General features: G+C 55.0%; 9 protein-coding genes, 5 tRNA genes and 6 rRNA genes. 17 read left to right on the plus strand and 3 right to left on the minus strand.

The features are described from left to right. Positions 1-79 precede the first annotated feature (79 nt). The 3 genes from NOX35_RS06965 to NOX35_RS06975 form a co-directional block, all read right to left on the minus strand. Positions 80-607, minus strand: coding sequence for a peptidylprolyl isomerase (locus tag NOX35_RS06965; protein WP_087084687.1), 528 nt, complete (start codon positions 605-607; stop codon positions 80-82). A 69-nt stretch (positions 608-676) separates the two neighbouring features. Then, positions 677-1,261, minus strand: a complete 585-nt coding sequence (locus tag NOX35_RS06970; RefSeq protein ID WP_182286140.1) for a peptidylprolyl isomerase — start codon at positions 1,259-1,261, stop codon at positions 677-679. A gap of 124 nt (positions 1,262-1,385) precedes the next feature. Continuing rightward, positions 1,386-1,949, minus strand: coding sequence for a tetratricopeptide repeat protein (locus NOX35_RS06975; protein ID WP_182286141.1), 564 nt, complete (start codon positions 1,947-1,949; stop codon positions 1,386-1,388). A 222-nt stretch (positions 1,950-2,171) separates the two neighbouring features. Between NOX35_RS06975 and cysS the strand changes: the two genes are divergently transcribed. From cysS to NOX35_RS07060, 17 genes are all read left to right on the plus strand, one after another. Beyond that, positions 2,172-3,557 (plus strand): cysteine--tRNA ligase, encoded by a 1,386-nt coding sequence (cysS, locus tag NOX35_RS06980; protein WP_182286142.1) that lies wholly within the window; start codon positions 2,172-2,174, stop codon positions 3,555-3,557. 50 nt (positions 3,558-3,607) lie between these two features. After that, positions 3,608-4,432, plus strand: coding sequence for a DNA-3-methyladenine glycosylase (locus NOX35_RS06985; protein ID WP_182286143.1), 825 nt, complete (start codon positions 3,608-3,610; stop codon positions 4,430-4,432). A gap of 60 nt (positions 4,433-4,492) precedes the next feature. Continuing rightward, complete coding sequence (locus tag NOX35_RS06990; RefSeq protein ID WP_003057594.1) at positions 4,493-5,470, plus strand: acetyl-CoA carboxylase carboxyltransferase subunit alpha; 978 nt, start codon at positions 4,493-4,495, stop codon at positions 5,468-5,470. Between the two features lie 138 nt (positions 5,471-5,608). Further along, positions 5,609-6,619 carry a tRNA lysidine(34) synthetase TilS gene (gene tilS, locus NOX35_RS06995; protein WP_371878538.1) on the plus strand — a complete coding sequence of 337 codons (1,011 nt, stop codon included), beginning with the start codon at positions 5,609-5,611 and terminating at the stop codon, positions 6,617-6,619. Between the two features lie 93 nt (positions 6,620-6,712). Further along, positions 6,713-7,978 (plus strand): aspartate kinase, encoded by a 1,266-nt coding sequence (locus tag NOX35_RS07000; protein ID WP_182286145.1) that lies wholly within the window; start codon positions 6,713-6,715, stop codon positions 7,976-7,978. A 54-nt stretch (positions 7,979-8,032) separates the two neighbouring features. Further along, positions 8,033-8,125 (plus strand) — tRNA-Ser (locus NOX35_RS07005). A 341-nt stretch (positions 8,126-8,466) separates the two neighbouring features. Continuing rightward, positions 8,467-9,999, plus strand: a 16S ribosomal RNA gene (locus NOX35_RS07010). Positions 10,000-10,092: 93 nt separating this feature from the next. Further along, positions 10,093-10,169, plus strand: a tRNA-Ile gene (locus NOX35_RS07015). Positions 10,170-10,197: 28 nt separating this feature from the next. Beyond that, positions 10,198-10,273: transfer RNA gene (locus NOX35_RS07020), tRNA-Ala, on the plus strand. Between the two features lie 367 nt (positions 10,274-10,640). Further along, a 23S ribosomal RNA gene (locus tag NOX35_RS07025) occupies positions 10,641-13,518 on the plus strand. Positions 13,519-13,683: 165 nt separating this feature from the next. Continuing rightward, positions 13,684-13,796 (plus strand): 5S ribosomal RNA (rrf, locus tag NOX35_RS07030). A gap of 351 nt (positions 13,797-14,147) precedes the next feature. Then, positions 14,148-15,680 (plus strand): 16S ribosomal RNA (locus tag NOX35_RS07035). A gap of 93 nt (positions 15,681-15,773) precedes the next feature. Then, a tRNA-Ile gene (locus NOX35_RS07040) sits at positions 15,774-15,850 on the plus strand. A 28-nt stretch (positions 15,851-15,878) separates the two neighbouring features. Beyond that, positions 15,879-15,954, plus strand: a tRNA-Ala gene (locus NOX35_RS07045). Positions 15,955-16,370: 416 nt separating this feature from the next. Then, positions 16,371-19,248: ribosomal RNA gene (locus NOX35_RS07050) — 23S ribosomal RNA — on the plus strand. Positions 19,249-19,413: 165 nt separating this feature from the next. Beyond that, positions 19,414-19,526 (plus strand): 5S ribosomal RNA (gene rrf / locus NOX35_RS07055). The 16S, 23S and 5S rRNA genes sit together here with 5 tRNA genes alongside, the layout of an rRNA operon. Positions 19,527-19,630: 104 nt before the next feature. Then, positions 19,631-20,377, plus strand: a complete 747-nt coding sequence (locus NOX35_RS07060; RefSeq protein ID WP_256496216.1) for a 16S rRNA pseudouridine(516) synthase — start codon at positions 19,631-19,633, stop codon at positions 20,375-20,377. The last annotated feature ends 50 nt before the right edge of the window (positions 20,378-20,427 follow it).

The raw sequence follows: 20,427 nt of genomic DNA on the forward strand, positions 1-20,427 counted from the left end.
GCGAGAGACGGCAAGCAAGAGCCGCCTCGCAGCGAGGCCGTCGTCCCCCTTGGGGGAAGGCGCGCAGCGCCTCAGGGGGTTAGATCGCGATCGCCTTGTCGATCACCACGGCGTCGAAAGGCACGTCGTCGTGGAAGCCCTTGCGAGTGGTGCGCACCTTCTTGATGGCGTCCACGACTTCTTCACCCTTGACGACCTTGCCGAACACGGCGTAGCCCCAGCCCTGGCCGGTGGGAGCGGTGTGGTTCAGGAAGCCGTTGTCCACGGTGTTGATGAAGAACTGTGCAGTTGCGCTGTGAGGATCGCTGGTGCGAGCCATGGCAATCGTGTATTTGTCGTTCTTCAGGCCGTTCTTGGCTTCGTTCTCGATGGGGGCAGCAGTTTCCTTCTGCTTCATGTCGGCAGCGAAACCGCCGCCCTGGATCATGAAGTTCTTGATCACGCGGTGGAAGATGGTGCCGTTGTAGAAGCCCTGGTTCACGTAGTTCAGGAAGTTTTCGGTGGACTTGGGTGCGTTCACGGCGTCCAGTTCCAGGGTGATCACGCCCTGGGTTGCGGTGTCAGCCACGTTGATGGTCACGTGCAGTTCGACTTGGGGATTGCTCATGTCTGTGCTTTCTAGAGGATGGAGTGGAGAGGCGGGCGCTTCCCGGCAGGTGCAGCGCCGCCGGGGTGTTTACTTGATTTCGGTGGCGGAGAGGATTGTTACCGGCGTTGTGGGCACATTCTGGTGCATGCCACGGTTGCCCGTAGCCACGGCGCGGATTTTGTCCACCACATCCATGCCCTTGATGACCTTGCCGAAGACGGCATAGCCATGGCCGTCAGGCTTGGGGGCGTTGAGCATGTCGTTGTTCACCACATTGATGAAGAACTGCGAGGTGGCAGAGTTGGGATTGCCGGTGCGCGCCATGGCAATCGTGCCGCGGTCGTTCTTGAGGCCGTTGCTGGCTTCCAGCGGAATCGGGGCGCGTGTGGGCTTTTCGTTCAGATTGGCGTCCATGCCGCCACCCTGGATCATGAAGCCGTCAATCACGCGGTGGAACACCGTGCCGTCATAGTGCTTGTCGCGCACATATTGCAGAAAATTGGCAGCGCTCTTGGGCGCCTTGGCATCGTTCAGTTCCACCATGATGTCGCCCATGCTGGTCTTGAGCTGCACCTTGGATTGCGCCTGGGCCAGGCTGGGGATTGCAAAAACAGTGGCTGTCAGCGCAATGGCAGACAGGGCTTTGAGGCTGTTTCGACGGAAATTCAGCATGGTCATATTCCTGGGTAAATGTGCCTTGGGCAAGACCGCTGGATAGCGGCTGCAAAAAACAGGCTCGAGGCAACTGAGGGCGCCGGCCTGCTTCACAAGAGGGCGGCGATGGCAAAAAACTGGTTCAGCGCTGTGCAGGCTGGGCCGGGGCAGGCGTTGCGAGGGAGGCCGCAGGCTGCAGCAGGTCCTTGAGCTGCTTGAGCTTTGGGTTTAGTGCTGCTGGGCGGCCGCCCTTGGCCAGGGACTGCGCATAGGACTGATAGGCCAAGCGGGCATAGATATCGCCCAGGTTTTCATGTGCCACGGCATAGTTCGGATTGTTGCGCACGGCAGCTTCAAGTGCGGAGCGGGCCCTATCCAGATCGCCCTGGCGTGCGTAGATCACGGCCAGGTTGTTATAGGGCTCGGGCAGCTCGGGATAGTCTTCGGTCAGCTGACGAAAAGCCGTGATCGCGTCCTCGGTCTTGCCGTCATTGCTCAGCGCAATGCCGCGCAGAAAACGCATCTGTGGGTCGCGTGCATTCTTGGCCAAATAGGTTTCCGCTTTTTGCAGCGCCTGCTGCGTCTTGCCGCTCTTGAGCAACTGGGCAACATCCGTGTAATCGTCGGCGTAGGCGCTACCTGCAGCGAGCAAGGCAGCCAGGGCTGCCGCACGCGCTGCGGTACTGAACAAGTTGCGTACAGGCATGTAGGTGCTTTCATGGCGCCGCAAGAACTGCGCTGCGGCGGGAGCTTATACTGCGGGGAATTGTAGCTGAGGGGTGTGCAGCGCTTAGGCGTCTGACCGGACCGGGATGTGTCTGGATGCTAGTGCGCATTTTTCAGCCTCAGGGAATGGCAGGCACGGTTTATGCATCGCACGCATGACCGGTGCTGCTGCTCGCCACCCTCTCTCCCAATTTCAAGATTCATGAGTTTGCGTATCTACAACACGCTGTCGCGTGCACTGGAATCGTTTTCGCCGCTGGAGCCGGGCCATGTGCGTATGTACGTCTGTGGCATGACGGTCTATGACCTCTGCCACCTGGGCCATGCGCGCTCCATGGTGGCTTTCGACGTGGTGCAGCGCTGGCTGCGCGCCAGCGGCTACAAGGTGACCTATGTGCGCAATATCACCGACATCGATGACAAGATCATCAAGCGTGCGGTGGAAAACGGCGAGACCATACGCAGCCTCACCGATCGCATGATCGATGCGCTGCACCAGGATGCGGATGCGCTGGGTATCGAGCGCCCCACGCTGGAGCCGCGCGCTACCGAATACGTGCCGCAGATGCTGAGCATGATCGCCCAGCTGCAGGGCAAGGGCCTGGCCTATCAGGCCGGCAACGGCGATGTGAACTACGCCGTGCGCAAGTTCCCTGGCTACGGCAAACTCTCGGGCAAGACGCTGGACGAACTCAACGCCGGTGAGCGTGTGGCCGTGGCGGATGGCAAGCATGACCCGCTGGACTTTGTGCTGTGGAAGTCGGCCAAGGTGGACGAGCCCGCTGACGTGAAGTGGGCCAGCCCCTTTGGCGAAGGTCGCCCAGGCTGGCATATCGAATGCTCGGCCATGGGTTGCGAGCTGCTGGGCGAGAGCTTTGACATCCATGGTGGCGGTGCAGACCTGCAGTTCCCTCACCATGAGAACGAGATTGCCCAGAGCGAAGGTGCGACCGGCAAGCCGTTTGCCCGGACCTGGATGCATAACGGCTTCATCAATGTGGACAACGAGAAGATGTCCAAGTCGCTGGGCAACTTCTTCACCATCCGCGACGTGCTCAAGGAATACGACGCCGAGACCATCCGTTTCTTCGTCGTGCGCAGTCACTACCGCAGCCCGCTGAACTATTCCAACGTGCATCTCGATGATGCGCGCGGTGCGCTCAAGCGCCTCTATACCGCTCTGGATCTGGTGGCGCCCGCCGAGGTGCAGATCGACTGGAGCAGTTCCTGCGCCGCCCGCTTCAAGGCGGCGATGGATGAAGACTTCGGCACGCCCGAGGCTGTGGCCGTGCTGTTCGAGTTGGCCGCTGAGGTCAACCGCAGCAAGTCGCCCGAAGTGGCGGGCTTGCTCAAGGCCCTGGGGGCCTGCCTGGGTCTGCTGCAGGCCGAGCCGCAGAAGTTTCTGCAGGCCGGTGCCGAAGGTGTGGACGCGGCCGCGATCGAAGCGCAGATTGCCGCACGCGCAGAGGCCAAGGCTGCCAAGAACTGGGCCGAGGCAGACCGCATCCGCAAGGATCTGCTTGATCAGGGCATCGTCCTCAAGGACTCGGCCGCGGGCACGACCTGGGAAGCGGCCGCCAAGGGCTGAGGCTGCATGCAATATTCCATCAACTGTGTGAGCAGTGCGGAGAGTCGCGCATGAGTGCGATCAAGCATCTGGACACCATGGAGTTCGAGCAGCTGCCGCTGGTGGCTGATCTGCCCGTGCCCATGGGGCCGGCTGCGCCTTTGCCTGTGGCACCTTTGGGGGCGGCAGCCATTGCTCAGCCTGCGGGTACAACTGCAAAGCAGGCAGTCGCGCCCAAAACGGCCGCTCCCAAGATTCATCTGGACTTGCCTGATGGTGTGCCCGCCTATTGGGCTGAGGCCTGCCGTCAGCTCATGCGCCGCGATCGCGTGCTCAAGCGCCTGATTCCGCAACTCGGCAGCCAGGCGCTGCTGCCGTGCGGGCAGGAGCAGGCCTTTGCCACATTGGCTCGCTCCATCATCGGGCAGCAGATTTCGGCCAAGTCGGCCAAGACCTTGTGGAACAAGTTCGCCAAGCTGCCTGCTGCCATGCAGCCCGAGCAGGTGCTCAGGCTCAAGGTGGACGATATGCGTGGCGCGGGACTGTCGGCGCGCAAGGTGGACTATCTGGTCGACCTGGCTGTGCATTTCACCGAGAGTCGTCTGCACATGGATGAATGGGCTCAGATGAGCGATGAAGTCATCATTGCCGAGCTGATGTCCATACGCGGTCTCAGCCGCTGGACGGCCGAGAATTTTCTGATTTACTGTCTGGGGCGGCCCAATGTGCTGCCTCTGGATGATGCCGGTTTGATACAGGGCATCTCTCTCAATCATTTTTCGGGCGATCCTGTCAGTCGCAGCGATGCCCGTGAAGTTGCCGAGGCTTGGAAACCGTGGTGTACGGTTGCAACTTGGTATATTTGGCGCTCGCTCGAGGCGCAGCCTGTGGCTTGATGACATCTGTCCACTGGCCGATTGCAAGGATTGCAACAGGCTGGCACAAGGAGAAATACGTTGGCGAAAAAGAACTTTCTGGATTTTGAGCAGCCCATTGCCGAACTCGAATCCAAAATCGAAGAACTGCGCTATGTGCAGACTGAAAGCGCAGTAGATATCTCGGAAGAGATCGACCAGCTCAGCAAGAAAAGCCTGCAGCTGACCAAGGACATCTACAGCGACCTGACCCCCTGGCAGATCACCAAGATCGCCCGCCATACCGAGCGCCCCTATACGCTCGACTATGTGCGCGAGTGCTTTACCGACTTTGTCGAAATGCACGGCGACCGCCATTTTGCGGATGACCAGTCCATCATTGGTGGCCTGGCGCGCTTCAATGGCCAGCCCTGCATGGTGATCGGTCATCAAAAAGGCCGCGATACCAAGGAGCGTACGCTGCGCAACTTCGGCATGACGCGTCCCGAGGGCTATCGCAAGGCCTTGCGCCTGATGAAGACGGCCGAGAAGTTCAAGCTGCCCGTGTTCACTTTCGTGGATACGCCCGGTGCCTTCCCCGGCATCGACGCCGAGGAGCGTGGCCAGTCCGAAGCCATCGGTCGCAACATCTACGAAATGGCTCAGTTGCAGACCCCCATCATCACCACCATCATCGGTGAGGGCGGCTCTGGCGGTGCGCTGGCCATTGCCGTGGCAGACCAGGTGCTGATGCTGCAGTATTCCGTGTACTCGGTGATCAGTCCCGAAGGCTGCGCCTCCATTCTGTGGAAGACCGGCGAAAAGGCCCAGGAAGCAGCGGACGCCATGGGCATCACCGCTCACCGCCTCAAGGCGCTGGGTCTGGTGGATAAGATCGTCAACGAGCCAGTGGGTGGTGCTCATCGCGACCACAAGCAAATGGGCGCCTTCCTCAAGCGCGCGCTGGGCGATGCCTATCGCCAGCTGACCGATCTCAAGCCCAAGGAGCTGCAGGATCGTCGCTACGACCGCATTCAGAGCTATGGCAAGTTTGCCGACACCAAGGCTGACAACCGCTGATCCAGCGGGCTTGATGCTGCTTGCGCACAATGGCTCCTTCGGGAGTCATTTGTTTTTGCCGAAGGGCTTTGAGTGAAATGCGCTTCAGCCCTTTATGGGTAAGTGCTAGCTGCTATTGAATTTGAAATGGGGAGTCTGTTGTTCATGCAAGCCCAGTCAGATGCTGACTTGTTGCGGGCCTCGGCTGCTCGGGTGGATACGGCTATGGCTGCATTCGAGCCGCTGCTGCCACTGGTCGTGGCCTTCAGTGGCGGAGCGGATTCGTCGGCCCTGCTGCTGGCTTGCCATGCGCGATGGCCGGGGCAGGTGAGGGCGATTCATGTGCACCATGGTTTGCAGTCTGCGGCTGATGGTTTTCAGCAGCACTGTGAGCAGCTGTGTGCCCGGCACGGCATTGTGCTCAAGGTCTGCGCCATCGATGCGCGCAATGTGCAAGGCCAAAGCCCTGAAGATGCAGCGCGTCAGGGGCGTTATGCGGCCTTGATTCAGGCAGCTCGGCAGCCTTGGCTCGATGCGCAGGGCGCAGCGCTGGATGCAGTGCGTTCCATGGCGCTGGCCCAGCATGCCGACGATCAGGTCGAGACCTTGCTGCTGGCGCTCTCGCGCGGTGCCGGCGTGGCCGGTCTGGCGGCCATGCCAGGGCATTGGCAAAGAGCAGGGCTGGAATGGTTCAGGCCTTTGCTGGAGGTGCCGGGGCAGGCGTTGCGCGACTGGCTGCGGCTGAGGGGTTTGAGCTGGGTCGAGGATCCTACGAATACCGATCAGGGCTACACACGCAATCGCATCCGGGCTCAGCTGCTGCCGGTGCTGGAGCAGGTCTTTCCGCAGTTTCGCAGCACGTTTGCACGCAGCAGTGCGCATTGCGCGCAGGCTTCAGAGCTGCTCAACGAGCAGGCGGCGGCAGATCTGCAGCTGGTGGGTGAGCCGCCCGTCATCAAGGCGCTGCAGAGTTTGAGTGAGCTGCGTCTGGGCAATGTCCTGCGTTATTGGCTGCGCGTCGCACATGGCACCACGCCTACGGCGGCGCAGCTTGCGCAGCTCATGGCGCAGGTCGGCGTTTGCTCTACGCGAGGGCACCACATCCATATCAAGGTGGGGCGGGGTTTTGTGGAGCGCCAGGGGGCAAGTCTCGGTTGGTACAATTCCTAGGTTTTGGTTTTTTTACCTGTACGAAAACCGCCGGCGCGCCAAAACCTTTGTGACCTGCGCCGTGGCTGCTGTTTCGTCACCCTTTAGTATCCAATGGCACTGATCGTTCATAAATACGGCGGCACCTCGATGGGCTCGACAGAGCGCATCCGCAACGTCGCCAAGCGTGTGGCCAAATGGGCTCGGGCAGGTCACCAGTTGGTGGTTGTGCCCAGCGCCATGAGTGGCGAAACCAACCGTTTGCTGGGTCTGGCCAGCGAACTGGCTCCCAGTCACGCCAAGAGTTCGTACTATCGTGAGCTTGATATGCTGGCCGCCACTGGCGAGCAGGCATCCTCGGCGCTGCTGGCCATTGCGCTGCAGGCCGAAGGCATGGAATCTGTCAGCTATGCGGGCTGGCAAGTGCCCGTGCGCACCGATAGCAGCTACACCAAGGCTCGCATCGAGTCCATCGACGACAAGCGCGTGCGCGCCGACCTCGATGCTGGTCGTGTCGTGATCGTGACCGGCTTCCAGGGTATCGATCCCGAAGGCAATATCACCACGCTGGGTCGTGGCGGCTCCGACACTTCTGCCGTGGCCGTTGCTGCCGCCCTGAAGGCTGCCGAATGCCTGATCTATACCGATGTGGATGGCGTCTACACCACCGATCCCCGTGTGGTGCCTGCTGCCAAGCGCCTGGGTACGGTGAGTTTCGAGGAAATGCTGGAAATGGCCAGCCTGGGCTCCAAGGTGCTGCAGATCCGTTCCGTGGAGTTTGCAGGCAAGTACAAGGTGCCCATGCGCGTGCTGTCCAGCTTCACGCCCTGGGATATCGATCTGGAAGAAGAAGCCAAGTCCGGCACGCTGATTACTTTTGAGGAAGACGAAAAAATGGAAAAGGCTGTCGTATCCGGCATCGCTTTCAACCGTGGCGAGGCCAAGATCTCCGTGCTGGGCGTGCCTGATACCCCTGGCGTGGCTGCTGCCATCCTCGGCCCCGTGGCTGATGCCAACATCGAAGTCGATGTGATCATCCAAAACATCTCCAAGGACGGCAAGACCGACTTCAGCTTCACAGTGAGCCAGGGCGACTACCAGCGTGCCATGGAGTTGCTGCGTGAAAGCGTTGTTCCTGCACTCGGTGCTTCCGAGGTGGTGGGTAATCCCAATATCGCCAAGGTCAGCATCGTCGGCATCGGCATGCGTAGCCATGTGGGCGTGGCCTCCACCATGTTCCGTGCTCTGAGCAAGGAAGGCGTGAACATCCAGATGATCTCGACTTCCGAGATCAAGACCTCGGTCGTGATCGACGAGAAGTACCTGGAGCTGGCTGTGCGCTCCCTGCACACAGCCTTTGGTTTGGACAAAAGCGAATAATTTTCGCAACTTTCCAAAAACGAACAAAAAAGCTGTTTACAATAGCGTCATTCCGGAAACGTGACCGAGTGGCCGAAGGTGCTCCCCTGCTAAGGGAGTATGGGGTGTAGAGCCTCATCGAGGGTTCGAATCCCTCCGTTTCCGCCAAATCAAAGAAAAAGCCGCAAGGCTTTTTCTTTTTGTCAAGACCTTTCGGGTCTTGACAAAAAGTTTCAAACTTTGATTTGAGTCTGGTGAAAACAGACTACAATGCAAGACTTCGCTGATCGCAGCAAGCAACGAGATTCAAAATCGGTTCTTCTGATTTTGCACTCGGTTCCTTAAAAAAATACAGCCGATAAGCGTGGGCGTTTGAGGGCAAGCAGCCAGTTCTTCGGAACAAACTCTTCGGAGTTATCAAACGCTCACAAAAACAGTAATGAGGAAGAATTTATTCTTCTTGATTCCGTCAAGTGAGTGAGCAGTCGAAAGACTTTAAATTCAAGATCGAACTATAGAGTTTGATCCTGGCTCAGATTGAACGCTGGCGGCATGCTTTACACATGCAAGTCGAACGGTAACAGGTCTTCGGATGCTGACGAGTGGCGAACGGGTGAGTAATACATCGGAACGTGCCTAGTAGTGGGGGATAACTACTCGAAAGAGTAGCTAATACCGCATGAGATCTACGGATGAAAGCAGGGGACCTTCGGGCCTTGTGCTACTAGAGCGGCTGATGGCAGATTAGGTAGTTGGTGGGGTAAAGGCTTACCAAGCCTGCGATCTGTAGCTGGTCTGAGAGGACGACCAGCCACACTGGGACTGAGACACGGCCCAGACTCCTACGGGAGGCAGCAGTGGGGAATTTTGGACAATGGGCGAAAGCCTGATCCAGCAATGCCGCGTGCAGGATGAAGGCCCTCGGGTTGTAAACTGCTTTTGTACGGAACGAAAAGCCTGGGGCTAATATCCCCGGGTCATGACGGTACCGTAAGAATAAGCACCGGCTAACTACGTGCCAGCAGCCGCGGTAATACGTAGGGTGCAAGCGTTAATCGGAATTACTGGGCGTAAAGCGTGCGCAGGCGGTTTTGTAAGACAGTGGTGAAATCCCCGGGCTCAACCTGGGAACTGCCATTGTGACTGCAAGGCTAGAGTGCGGCAGAGGGGGATGGAATTCCGCGTGTAGCAGTGAAATGCGTAGATATGCGGAGGAACACCGATGGCGAAGGCAATCCCCTGGGCCTGCACTGACGCTCATGCACGAAAGCGTGGGGAGCAAACAGGATTAGATACCCTGGTAGTCCACGCCCTAAACGATGTCAACTGGTTGTTGGGTCTTAACTGACTCAGTAACGAAGCTAACGCGTGAAGTTGACCGCCTGGGGAGTACGGCCGCAAGGTTGAAACTCAAAGGAATTGACGGGGACCCGCACAAGCGGTGGATGATGTGGTTTAATTCGATGCAACGCGAAAAACCTTACCCACCTTTGACATGGCAGGAACTTACCAGAGATGGTTTGGTGCTCGAAAGAGAACCTGCACACAGGTGCTGCATGGCTGTCGTCAGCTCGTGTCGTGAGATGTTGGGTTAAGTCCCGCAACGAGCGCAACCCTTGCCATTAGTTGCTACATTCAGTTGAGCACTCTAATGGGACTGCCGGTGACAAACCGGAGGAAGGTGGGGATGACGTCAAGTCCTCATGGCCCTTATAGGTGGGGCTACACACGTCATACAATGGCTGGTACAAAGGGTTGCCAACCCGCGAGGGGGAGCTAATCCCATAAAGCCAGTCGTAGTCCGGATCGCAGTCTGCAACTCGACTGCGTGAAGTCGGAATCGCTAGTAATCGTGGATCAGAATGTCACGGTGAATACGTTCCCGGGTCTTGTACACACCGCCCGTCACACCATGGGAGCGGGTCTCGCCAGAAGTAGGTAGCCTAACCGCAAGGAGGGCGCTTACCACGGCGGGGTTCGTGACTGGGGTGAAGTCGTAACAAGGTAGCCGTATCGGAAGGTGCGGCTGGATCACCTCCTTTCTGGAAAAATGCTGCTTCAAATTGAACGTCCACACTTATCGGTTGTTGGAACAAGCCAGGTGGCCTGCTGAGCAACAGCGGGCTGCATGGAATGGGTCTGTAGCTCAGCTGGTTAGAGCACTGTGTTGATAACGCAGGGGTCGTTGGTTCGAGCCCAACTAGACCCACCAAGATTCCAATATCTGGTCAGAGGATCCCGGGGGATTAGCTCAGCTGGGAGAGCACCTGCTTTGCAAGCAGGGGGTCGTCGGTTCGATCCCGTCATCCTCCACCAAAAATGATAGCGCTAATGGTGCTATAATCGAAGGCTTCCCAATACAAAAGCAGTCTTGCAAAGACTGCTTTTGTATTGATCGAAACGTCGATCAATTGGCTGTTCTTTAAAAATTCATAGAGTCGAAATCAGCGTTGCTGGTGGAAAGAGTTGAAAAATACTCACCGTGCCGCCAGCAACATTTTGATTGCGTCAAAACAGATATTTTGCGAATGCAAATGTATCTAGTAATGACGAATATTCTCTAAGCTGCATCGAAAGATGCAGCCAAAGATATTCACATTACGGCATAACGCGTGAGGTGCAAGACCTCACCAGTCTTTGAACACCAGGCTTTGATTCTCGACGAGAGAGTCCAAAGTTATAGGGTCAAGTGACTAAGAGCATATGGTGGATGCCTTGGCGATGATAGGCGACGAAAGACGTGATAGCCTGCGATAAGCTTCGGGGAGCTGGCAAATAAGCTTTGATCCGGAGATTTCTGAATGGGGGAACCCACCTCGCAAGAGGTATCGTGCACTGAATACATAGGTGCACGAAGCGAACCTGGAGAACTGAAACATCTAAGTACCCAGAGGAAAAGACATCAACCGAGATTCCGATAGTAGTGGCGAGCGAATTCGGAAGAGCCTTGCAGTGATAGTCGATCAGTTAACAAAACGGCATGGAAAGGCCGACCATAGTGGGTGATAGTCCCGTATGTGAAAACCGATCGGTGGTACTAGGCTGCAGACAAGTAGGGCGGGGCACGAGAAACCCTGTCTGAATATGGGGGGACCATCCTCCAAGGCTAAATACTCATCATCGACCGATAGTGAACCAGTACCGTGAGGGAAAGGCGAAAAGAACCCCGGGAGGGGAGTGAAATAGATCCTGAAACCGTATGCTTACAAAAAGTCGGAGCCCTTAGGGGTGACGGCGTACCTTTTGTATAATGGGTCAGCGACTTACATTCAGTGGCAAGCTTAACCGAATAGGGGAGGCGAAGAGAAATCGAGTCCGAATAGGGCGACTAGTCGCTGGGTGTAGACCCGAAACCAAGTGATCTATCCATGGCCAGGATGAAGGTGCCGTAACAGGTACTGGAGGTCCGAACCCACTAATGTTGCAAAATTAGGGGATGAGCTGTGGATAGGGGTGAAAGGCTAAACAAACTTGGAAATAGCTGGTTCTCTCCGAAAACTATTTAGGTAGTGCCTCAAGTATTACCGTCGGGGGTAGAGCACTGTTTAGGCTAGGGGGTCATGGCGACTTACCAAACCTATGCAAACTCCGAATACCGACGAGTACAGCTTGGGAGACAGAGCACCGGGTGCTAACGTCCGGACTCAAGAGGGAAACAACCCAGACCGCCAGCTAAGGTCCCTAAAATTGGCTAAGTGGGAAACGAAGTGGGAAGGCTAAAACAGTCAGGATGTTGGCTTAGAAGCAGCCATCATTTAAAGAAAGCGTAATAGCTCACTGATCGAGTCGTCCTGCGCGGAAGATGTAACGGGGCTAAGCCAGTTACCGAAGCTGCGGATTTGCAATTTATTGCAAGTGGTAGGAGAGCGTTCTGTAAGCCTGTGAAGGTGTCTGGTAACGGATGCTGGAGGTATCAGAAGTGCGAATGCTGACATGAGTAGCGTTAAAGGGGGTGAAAAGCCCCCTCGCCGTAAGCGCAAGGTTTCCTACGCAACGTTCATCGGCGTAGGGTGAGTCGGCCCCTAAGGCGAGGCAGAGATGCGTAGCTGATGGGAAACAGGTCAATATTCCTGTACCGATCAATAGTGCGATGTGGGGACGGAGAAGGTTAGCTCAGCCAACTGTTGGATATGTTGGTTCAAGCCTGTAGTCGTGCCTGGTAGGCAAATCCGCCAGGCTTAGATGAGGGGTGATAACGAGTCTGCTTGCAGACGAAGTGAGTGATACCCTGCTTCCAGGAAAAGCCACTAAGCTTCAGCTATTGACGACCGTACCGCAAACCGACACTGGTGCGCGAGATGAGTATTCTAAGGCGCTTGAGAGAACTCAGGAGAAGGAACTCGGCAAATTGACACCGTAACTTCGGGAGAAGGTGTACCCCAAGTAAGTGAAGTTGTACAAACGGAGCTCAAAGGGGTTGCAAAAAATTGGTGGCTGCGACTGTTTAATAAAAACACAGCACTCTGCAAACACGAAAGTGGACGTATAGGGTGTGACGCCTGCCCGGTGCTGGAAGATTAAATGATGGGGTGCAAGCTCTTGATTGAAGTCCCAGTAAACGGCGGCCGTAACTATAACGGTCCTAAGGTAGCGAAATTCCTTGTCGGGTAAGTTCCGACCTGCACGAATGGCGTAACGATGGCCACACTGTCTCCTCCTGAGACTCAGCGAAGTTGAAATGTTTGTGATGATGCAATCTCCCCGCGGAAAGACGGAAAGACCCCATGAACCTTTACTGTAGCTTTGTATTGGACTTTGAACGGATCTGTGTAGGATAGGTGGGAGGCTTTGAAGTGCGGTCGCTAGATCGCATGGAGCCAACGTTGAAATACCACCCTGGTGCGTTTGAGGTTCTAACCTGGATCCATTATCTGGATCGGGGACAGTGCATGGTAGGCAGTTTGACTGGGGCGGTCTCCTCCCAAAGCGTAACGGAGGAGTTCGAAGGTACGCTAGTTACGGTCGGACATCGTGACGATAGTGCAATGGCATAAGCGTGCTTAACTGCGAGACTGACAAGTCGAGCAGATGCGAAAGCAGGACATAGTGATCCGGTGGTTCTGTATGGAAGGGCCATCGCTCAACGGATAAAAGGTACTCTGGGGATAACAGGCTGATACCGCCCAAGAGTTCATATCGACGGCGGTGTTTGGCACCTCGATGTCGGCTCATCTCATCCTGGGGCTGTAGTCGGTCCCAAGGGTATGGCTGTTCGCCATTTAAAGAGGTACGTGAGCTGGGTTTAAAACGTCGTGAGACAGTTTGGTCCCTATCTTCCGTGGGCGCTGCAGATTTGAGGAAGCCTGCTCCTAGTACGAGAGGACCGGAGTGGACACACCTCTGGTGTACCTGTTGTCACGCCAGTGGCATCGCAGGGTAGCTAAGTGTGGAAGAGATAACCGCTGAAAGCATCTAAGCGGGAAACTCGTTTCAAGATGAGATCTGCCGGGGCCTTGAGCCCCCTGAAGGGTCGTTGTAGACCACGACGTTGATAGGCTGGGTGTGGAAGCGCAGCAATGCGTTAAGCTAACCAGTACTAATTGCCCGTGCGGCTTGACCCTATAACTTTGGGTAAGCCTGGAAAAATAAAGACAGAACGCAAGTTCTAGTTATGCCGAAAAGGCGCAATCGAAAAGCTGATCGAAGACTCTATGAATTCGTTGGACTGAAGGTGAGCGAGATTAAGAAGTTAATCGAGGCGCCGTCAATCTGACAAAAAGTTTATGCCTGATGACCATAGCAAGTTGGTACCACTCCTTCCCATCCCGAACAGGACAGTGAAACGACTTAGCGCCGATGATAGTGCGGGTTCCCGTGTGAAAGTAGGTCATCGTCAGGCTCTTACGCCAAAACGCCTGGCTCACGCCAGGCGTTTTCTTCTCCCTCCTTGTGCTAAGGGGCGAGAAGAAAACGCAAAAACGTTTTAAAAGTGCTGTGAAAACAGTGCTACAATAGAAGGCTTCGCTGATCGCAGCAAGCAACGAGATTCAAGATCGGTTCTTCTGATTTTGTACTCGGTTCCTTAAAAAAATACAGCCGATAAGCGTGGGCGTTTGAGGGCAAGCAGCCAGTTCTTCGGAACAAACTCTTCGGAGTTATCAAACGCTCACAAAAACAGTAATGAGGAAGAATTTATTCTTCTTGATTCCGTCAAGTGAGTGAGCAGTCGAAAGACTTTAAATTCAAGATCGAACTATAGAGTTTGATCCTGGCTCAGATTGAACGCTGGCGGCATGCTTTACACATGCAAGTCGAACGGTAACAGGTCTTCGGATGCTGACGAGTGGCGAACGGGTGAGTAATACATCGGAACGTGCCTAGTAGTGGGGGATAACTACTCGAAAGAGTAGCTAATACCGCATGAGATCTACGGATGAAAGCAGGGGACCTTCGGGCCTTGTGCTACTAGAGCGGCTGATGGCAGATTAGGTAGTTGGTGGGGTAAAGGCTTACCAAGCCTGCGATCTGTAGCTGGTCTGAGAGGACGACCAGCCACACTGGGACTGAGACACGGCCCAGACTCCTACGGGAGGCAGCAGTGGGGAATTTTGGACAATGGGCGAAAGCCTGATCCAGCAATGCCGCGTGCAGGATGAAGGCCCTCGGGTTGTAAACTGCTTTTGTACGGAACGAAAAGCCTGGGGCTAATATCCCCGGGTCATGACGGTACCGTAAGAATAAGCACCGGCTAACTACGTGCCAGCAGCCGCGGTAATACGTAGGGTGCAAGCGTTAATCGGAATTACTGGGCGTAAAGCGTGCGCAGGCGGTTTTGTAAGACAGTGGTGAAATCCCCGGGCTCAACCTGGGAACTGCCATTGTGACTGCAAGGCTAGAGTGCGGCAGAGGGGGATGGAATTCCGCGTGTAGCAGTGAAATGCGTAGATATGCGGAGGAACACCGATGGCGAAGGCAATCCCCTGGGCCTGCACTGACGCTCATGCACGAAAGCGTGGGGAGCAAACAGGATTAGATACCCTGGTAGTCCACGCCCTAAACGATGTCAACTGGTTGTTGGGTCTTAACTGACTCAGTAACGAAGCTAACGCGTGAAGTTGACCGCCTGGGGAGTACGGCCGCAAGGTTGAAACTCAAAGGAATTGACGGGGACCCGCACAAGCGGTGGATGATGTGGTTTAATTCGATGCAACGCGAAAAACCTTACCCACCTTTGACATGGCAGGAACTTACCAGAGATGGTTTGGTGCTCGAAAGAGAACCTGCACACAGGTGCTGCATGGCTGTCGTCAGCTCGTGTCGTGAGATGTTGGGTTAAGTCCCGCAACGAGCGCAACCCTTGCCATTAGTTGCTACATTCAGTTGAGCACTCTAATGGGACTGCCGGTGACAAACCGGAGGAAGGTGGGGATGACGTCAAGTCCTCATGGCCCTTATAGGTGGGGCTACACACGTCATACAATGGCTGGTACAAAGGGTTGCCAACCCGCGAGGGGGAGCTAATCCCATAAAGCCAGTCGTAGTCCGGATCGCAGTCTGCAACTCGACTGCGTGAAGTCGGAATCGCTAGTAATCGTGGATCAGAATGTCACGGTGAATACGTTCCCGGGTCTTGTACACACCGCCCGTCACACCATGGGAGCGGGTCTCGCCAGAAGTAGGTAGCCTAACCGCAAGGAGGGCGCTTACCACGGCGGGGTTCGTGACTGGGGTGAAGTCGTAACAAGGTAGCCGTATCGGAAGGTGCGGCTGGATCACCTCCTTTCTGGAAAAATGCTGCTTCAAATTGAACGTCCACACTTATCGGTTGTTGGAACAAGCCAGGTGGCCTGCTGAGCAACAGCGGGCTGCATGGAATGGGTCTGTAGCTCAGCTGGTTAGAGCACTGTGTTGATAACGCAGGGGTCGTTGGTTCGAGCCCAACTAGACCCACCAAGATTCCAATATCTGGTCAGAGGATCCCGGGGGATTAGCTCAGCTGGGAGAGCACCTGCTTTGCAAGCAGGGGGTCGTCGGTTCGATCCCGTCATCCTCCACCAAAAATGATAGCGCTAATGGTGCTATAATCGTTGGCTCAGCAGATGTGAAGCGCAAGCGAAGCAAAAGCAGAGTGAAAGCGAAAAAACCAAATTCAATATAAAAGCAGTCTGCATCAGACTGCTTTTATATTGATCTTTGATCAATAGGCTGTTCTTTAAAAATTCATAGAGTCGAAATCAGCGTTGCTGGTGGAAAGAGTTGAAAAATACTCACCGTGCCGCCAGCAACATTTTGATTGCGTCAAAACAGATATTTTGCGAATGCAAATGTATCTAGTAATGACGAATATTCTCTAAGCTGCATCGAAAGATGCAGCCAAAGATATTCACATTACGGCATAACGCGTGAGGTGCAAGACCTCACCAGTCTTTGAACACCAGGCTTTGATTCTCGACGAGAGAGTCCAAAGTTATAGGGTCAAGTGACTAAGAGCATATGGTGGATGCCTTGGCGATGATAGGCGACGAAAGACGTGATAGCCTGCGATAAGCTTCGGGGAGCTGGCAAATAAGCTTTGATCCGGAGATTTCTGAATGGGGGAACCCACCTCGCAAGAGGTATCGTGCACTGAATACATAGGTGCACGAAGCGAACCTGGAGAACTGAAACATCTAAGTACCCAGAGGAAAAGACATCAACCGAGATTCCGATAGTAGTGGCGAGCGAATTCGGAAGAGCCTTGCAGTGATAGTCGATCAGTTAACAAAACGGCATGGAAAGGCCGACCATAGTGGGTGATAGTCCCGTATGTGAAAACCGATCGGTGGTACTAGGCTGCAGACAAGTAGGGCGGGGCACGAGAAACCCTGTCTGAATATGGGGGGACCATCCTCCAAGGCTAAATACTCATCATCGACCGATAGTGAACCAGTACCGTGAGGGAAAGGCGAAAAGAACCCCGGGAGGGGAGTGAAATAGATCCTGAAACCGTATGCTTACAAAAAGTCGGAGCCCTTAGGGGTGACGGCGTACCTTTTGTATAATGGGTCAGCGACTTACATTCAGTGGCAAGCTTAACCGAATAGGGGAGGCGAAGAGAAATCGAGTCCGAATAGGGCGACTAGTCGCTGGGTGTAGACCCGAAACCAAGTGATCTATCCATGGCCAGGATGAAGGTGCCGTAACAGGTACTGGAGGTCCGAACCCACTAATGTTGCAAAATTAGGGGATGAGCTGTGGATAGGGGTGAAAGGCTAAACAAACTTGGAAATAGCTGGTTCTCTCCGAAAACTATTTAGGTAGTGCCTCAAGTATTACCGTCGGGGGTAGAGCACTGTTTAGGCTAGGGGGTCATGGCGACTTACCAAACCTATGCAAACTCCGAATACCGACGAGTACAGCTTGGGAGACAGAGCACCGGGTGCTAACGTCCGGACTCAAGAGGGAAACAACCCAGACCGCCAGCTAAGGTCCCTAAAATTGGCTAAGTGGGAAACGAAGTGGGAAGGCTAAAACAGTCAGGATGTTGGCTTAGAAGCAGCCATCATTTAAAGAAAGCGTAATAGCTCACTGATCGAGTCGTCCTGCGCGGAAGATGTAACGGGGCTAAGCCAGTTACCGAAGCTGCGGATTTGCAATTTATTGCAAGTGGTAGGAGAGCGTTCTGTAAGCCTGTGAAGGTGTCTGGTAACGGATGCTGGAGGTATCAGAAGTGCGAATGCTGACATGAGTAGCGTTAAAGGGGGTGAAAAGCCCCCTCGCCGTAAGCGCAAGGTTTCCTACGCAACGTTCATCGGCGTAGGGTGAGTCGGCCCCTAAGGCGAGGCAGAGATGCGTAGCTGATGGGAAACAGGTCAATATTCCTGTACCGATCAATAGTGCGATGTGGGGACGGAGAAGGTTAGCTCAGCCAACTGTTGGATATGTTGGTTCAAGCCTGTAGTCGTGCCTGGTAGGCAAATCCGCCAGGCTTAGATGAGGGGTGATAACGAGTCTGCTTGCAGACGAAGTGAGTGATACCCTGCTTCCAGGAAAAGCCACTAAGCTTCAGCTATTGACGACCGTACCGCAAACCGACACTGGTGCGCGAGATGAGTATTCTAAGGCGCTTGAGAGAACTCAGGAGAAGGAACTCGGCAAATTGACACCGTAACTTCGGGAGAAGGTGTACCCCAAGTAAGTGAAGTTGTACAAACGGAGCTCAAAGGGGTTGCAAAAAATTGGTGGCTGCGACTGTTTAATAAAAACACAGCACTCTGCAAACACGAAAGTGGACGTATAGGGTGTGACGCCTGCCCGGTGCTGGAAGATTAAATGATGGGGTGCAAGCTCTTGATTGAAGTCCCAGTAAACGGCGGCCGTAACTATAACGGTCCTAAGGTAGCGAAATTCCTTGTCGGGTAAGTTCCGACCTGCACGAATGGCGTAACGATGGCCACACTGTCTCCTCCTGAGACTCAGCGAAGTTGAAATGTTTGTGATGATGCAATCTCCCCGCGGAAAGACGGAAAGACCCCATGAACCTTTACTGTAGCTTTGTATTGGACTTTGAACGGATCTGTGTAGGATAGGTGGGAGGCTTTGAAGTGCGGTCGCTAGATCGCATGGAGCCAACGTTGAAATACCACCCTGGTGCGTTTGAGGTTCTAACCTGGATCCATTATCTGGATCGGGGACAGTGCATGGTAGGCAGTTTGACTGGGGCGGTCTCCTCCCAAAGCGTAACGGAGGAGTTCGAAGGTACGCTAGTTACGGTCGGACATCGTGACGATAGTGCAATGGCATAAGCGTGCTTAACTGCGAGACTGACAAGTCGAGCAGATGCGAAAGCAGGACATAGTGATCCGGTGGTTCTGTATGGAAGGGCCATCGCTCAACGGATAAAAGGTACTCTGGGGATAACAGGCTGATACCGCCCAAGAGTTCATATCGACGGCGGTGTTTGGCACCTCGATGTCGGCTCATCTCATCCTGGGGCTGTAGTCGGTCCCAAGGGTATGGCTGTTCGCCATTTAAAGAGGTACGTGAGCTGGGTTTAAAACGTCGTGAGACAGTTTGGTCCCTATCTTCCGTGGGCGCTGCAGATTTGAGGAAGCCTGCTCCTAGTACGAGAGGACCGGAGTGGACACACCTCTGGTGTACCTGTTGTCACGCCAGTGGCATCGCAGGGTAGCTAAGTGTGGAAGAGATAACCGCTGAAAGCATCTAAGCGGGAAACTCGTTTCAAGATGAGATCTGCCGGGGCCTTGAGCCCCCTGAAGGGTCGTTGTAGACCACGACGTTGATAGGCTGGGTGTGGAAGCGCAGCAATGCGTTAAGCTAACCAGTACTAATTGCCCGTGCGGCTTGACCCTATAACTTTGGGTAAGCCTGGAAAAATAAAGACAGAACGCAAGTTCTAGTTATGCCGAAAAGGCGCAATCGAAAAGCTGATTGAAGACTCTATGAATTCGTTTGACTGAAGGTGAGCGAGATTAAGAAGTTAATCGAGACGCCGTCAATCTGACAAAAAGTTTATGCCTGATGACCATAGCAAGTTGGTACCACTCCTTCCCATCCCGAACAGGACAGTGAAACGACTTTGCGCCGATGATAGTGCGGGTTCCCGTGTGAAAGTAGGTCATCGTCAGGCTCTTACAGTGAAAACCCCGTAGTCGAAAGATTACGGGGTTTTTTATTTGACCAATCGGTATTCTTGATATTGCTTGCGCAGTAGCGGACATGGAAAGGATGAGCATGCAGCTGCAGGACATGTTGTATTCACAGGGCTTTGGCATTCGCCGCGTGTGCTCCGGCTTGGTGCAGCAAGGCTGGGTGGAGCTATGGAACCCACAGACCTCCGACTGGGAGAAGGTCCTGGATTCCACCGAGGAGGTGAATCCCGAAGGTCTGCGCTTCAGGGTGCAAGGCGTGGAGTGGGAGTATCACGCACTGGGTTACGTGCTGCTGAACAAGCCTGCCGGCACCGAGTGCTCGCAAAAGCCATCGGCCTACCCCAGCATCTATACCTTGCTGCCGGCTCCGCTGCGTCAACGACCCAACAAGGGAGCGGTGCAAGGTGTTCAGGCGGTGGGTCGTCTGGACCAGGATACGACGGGCATGCTGCTGCTCAGCGACGATGGCCAGTTCATCCATCGCATGTCCTCGCCCAAAAAACATGTCTCCAAGGTTTACCGGGTGACTTGCAAGCATCCGGTGGATGCCAAGCAGATACAGCGGCTGCTGGATGGTGTCGTGCTCGATGATGATCCCAAGCCCGTCAAGGCAGCGGCCTGCGAGCAGGTGGACAGCCATGTGCTGGATCTGACGCTGACCGAGGGCAAGTATCACCAGGTCAAGCGCATGATTGCGGCCGTGAGCAATCGGGTCGAAGGTCTGCACCGCAGAAGAATCGGTGGCCTGGAGCTGCCCGAAGAGCTGGAGCCCGGCCAATGGCGCTGGCTGACGGCGGATGAGCTGGAATTGTTCAAGCCGGGCAAGTAGGGCAGAGAAAGATAAAAAGCCTGCTGGCTTGCGCCAGCAGGCTTTTTGAT

The organism is Comamonas sp. C11, from assembly GCF_024496285.1.
GTDB lineage: Bacteria > Pseudomonadota > Gammaproteobacteria > Burkholderiales > Burkholderiaceae_C > Comamonas > Comamonas testosteroni_F.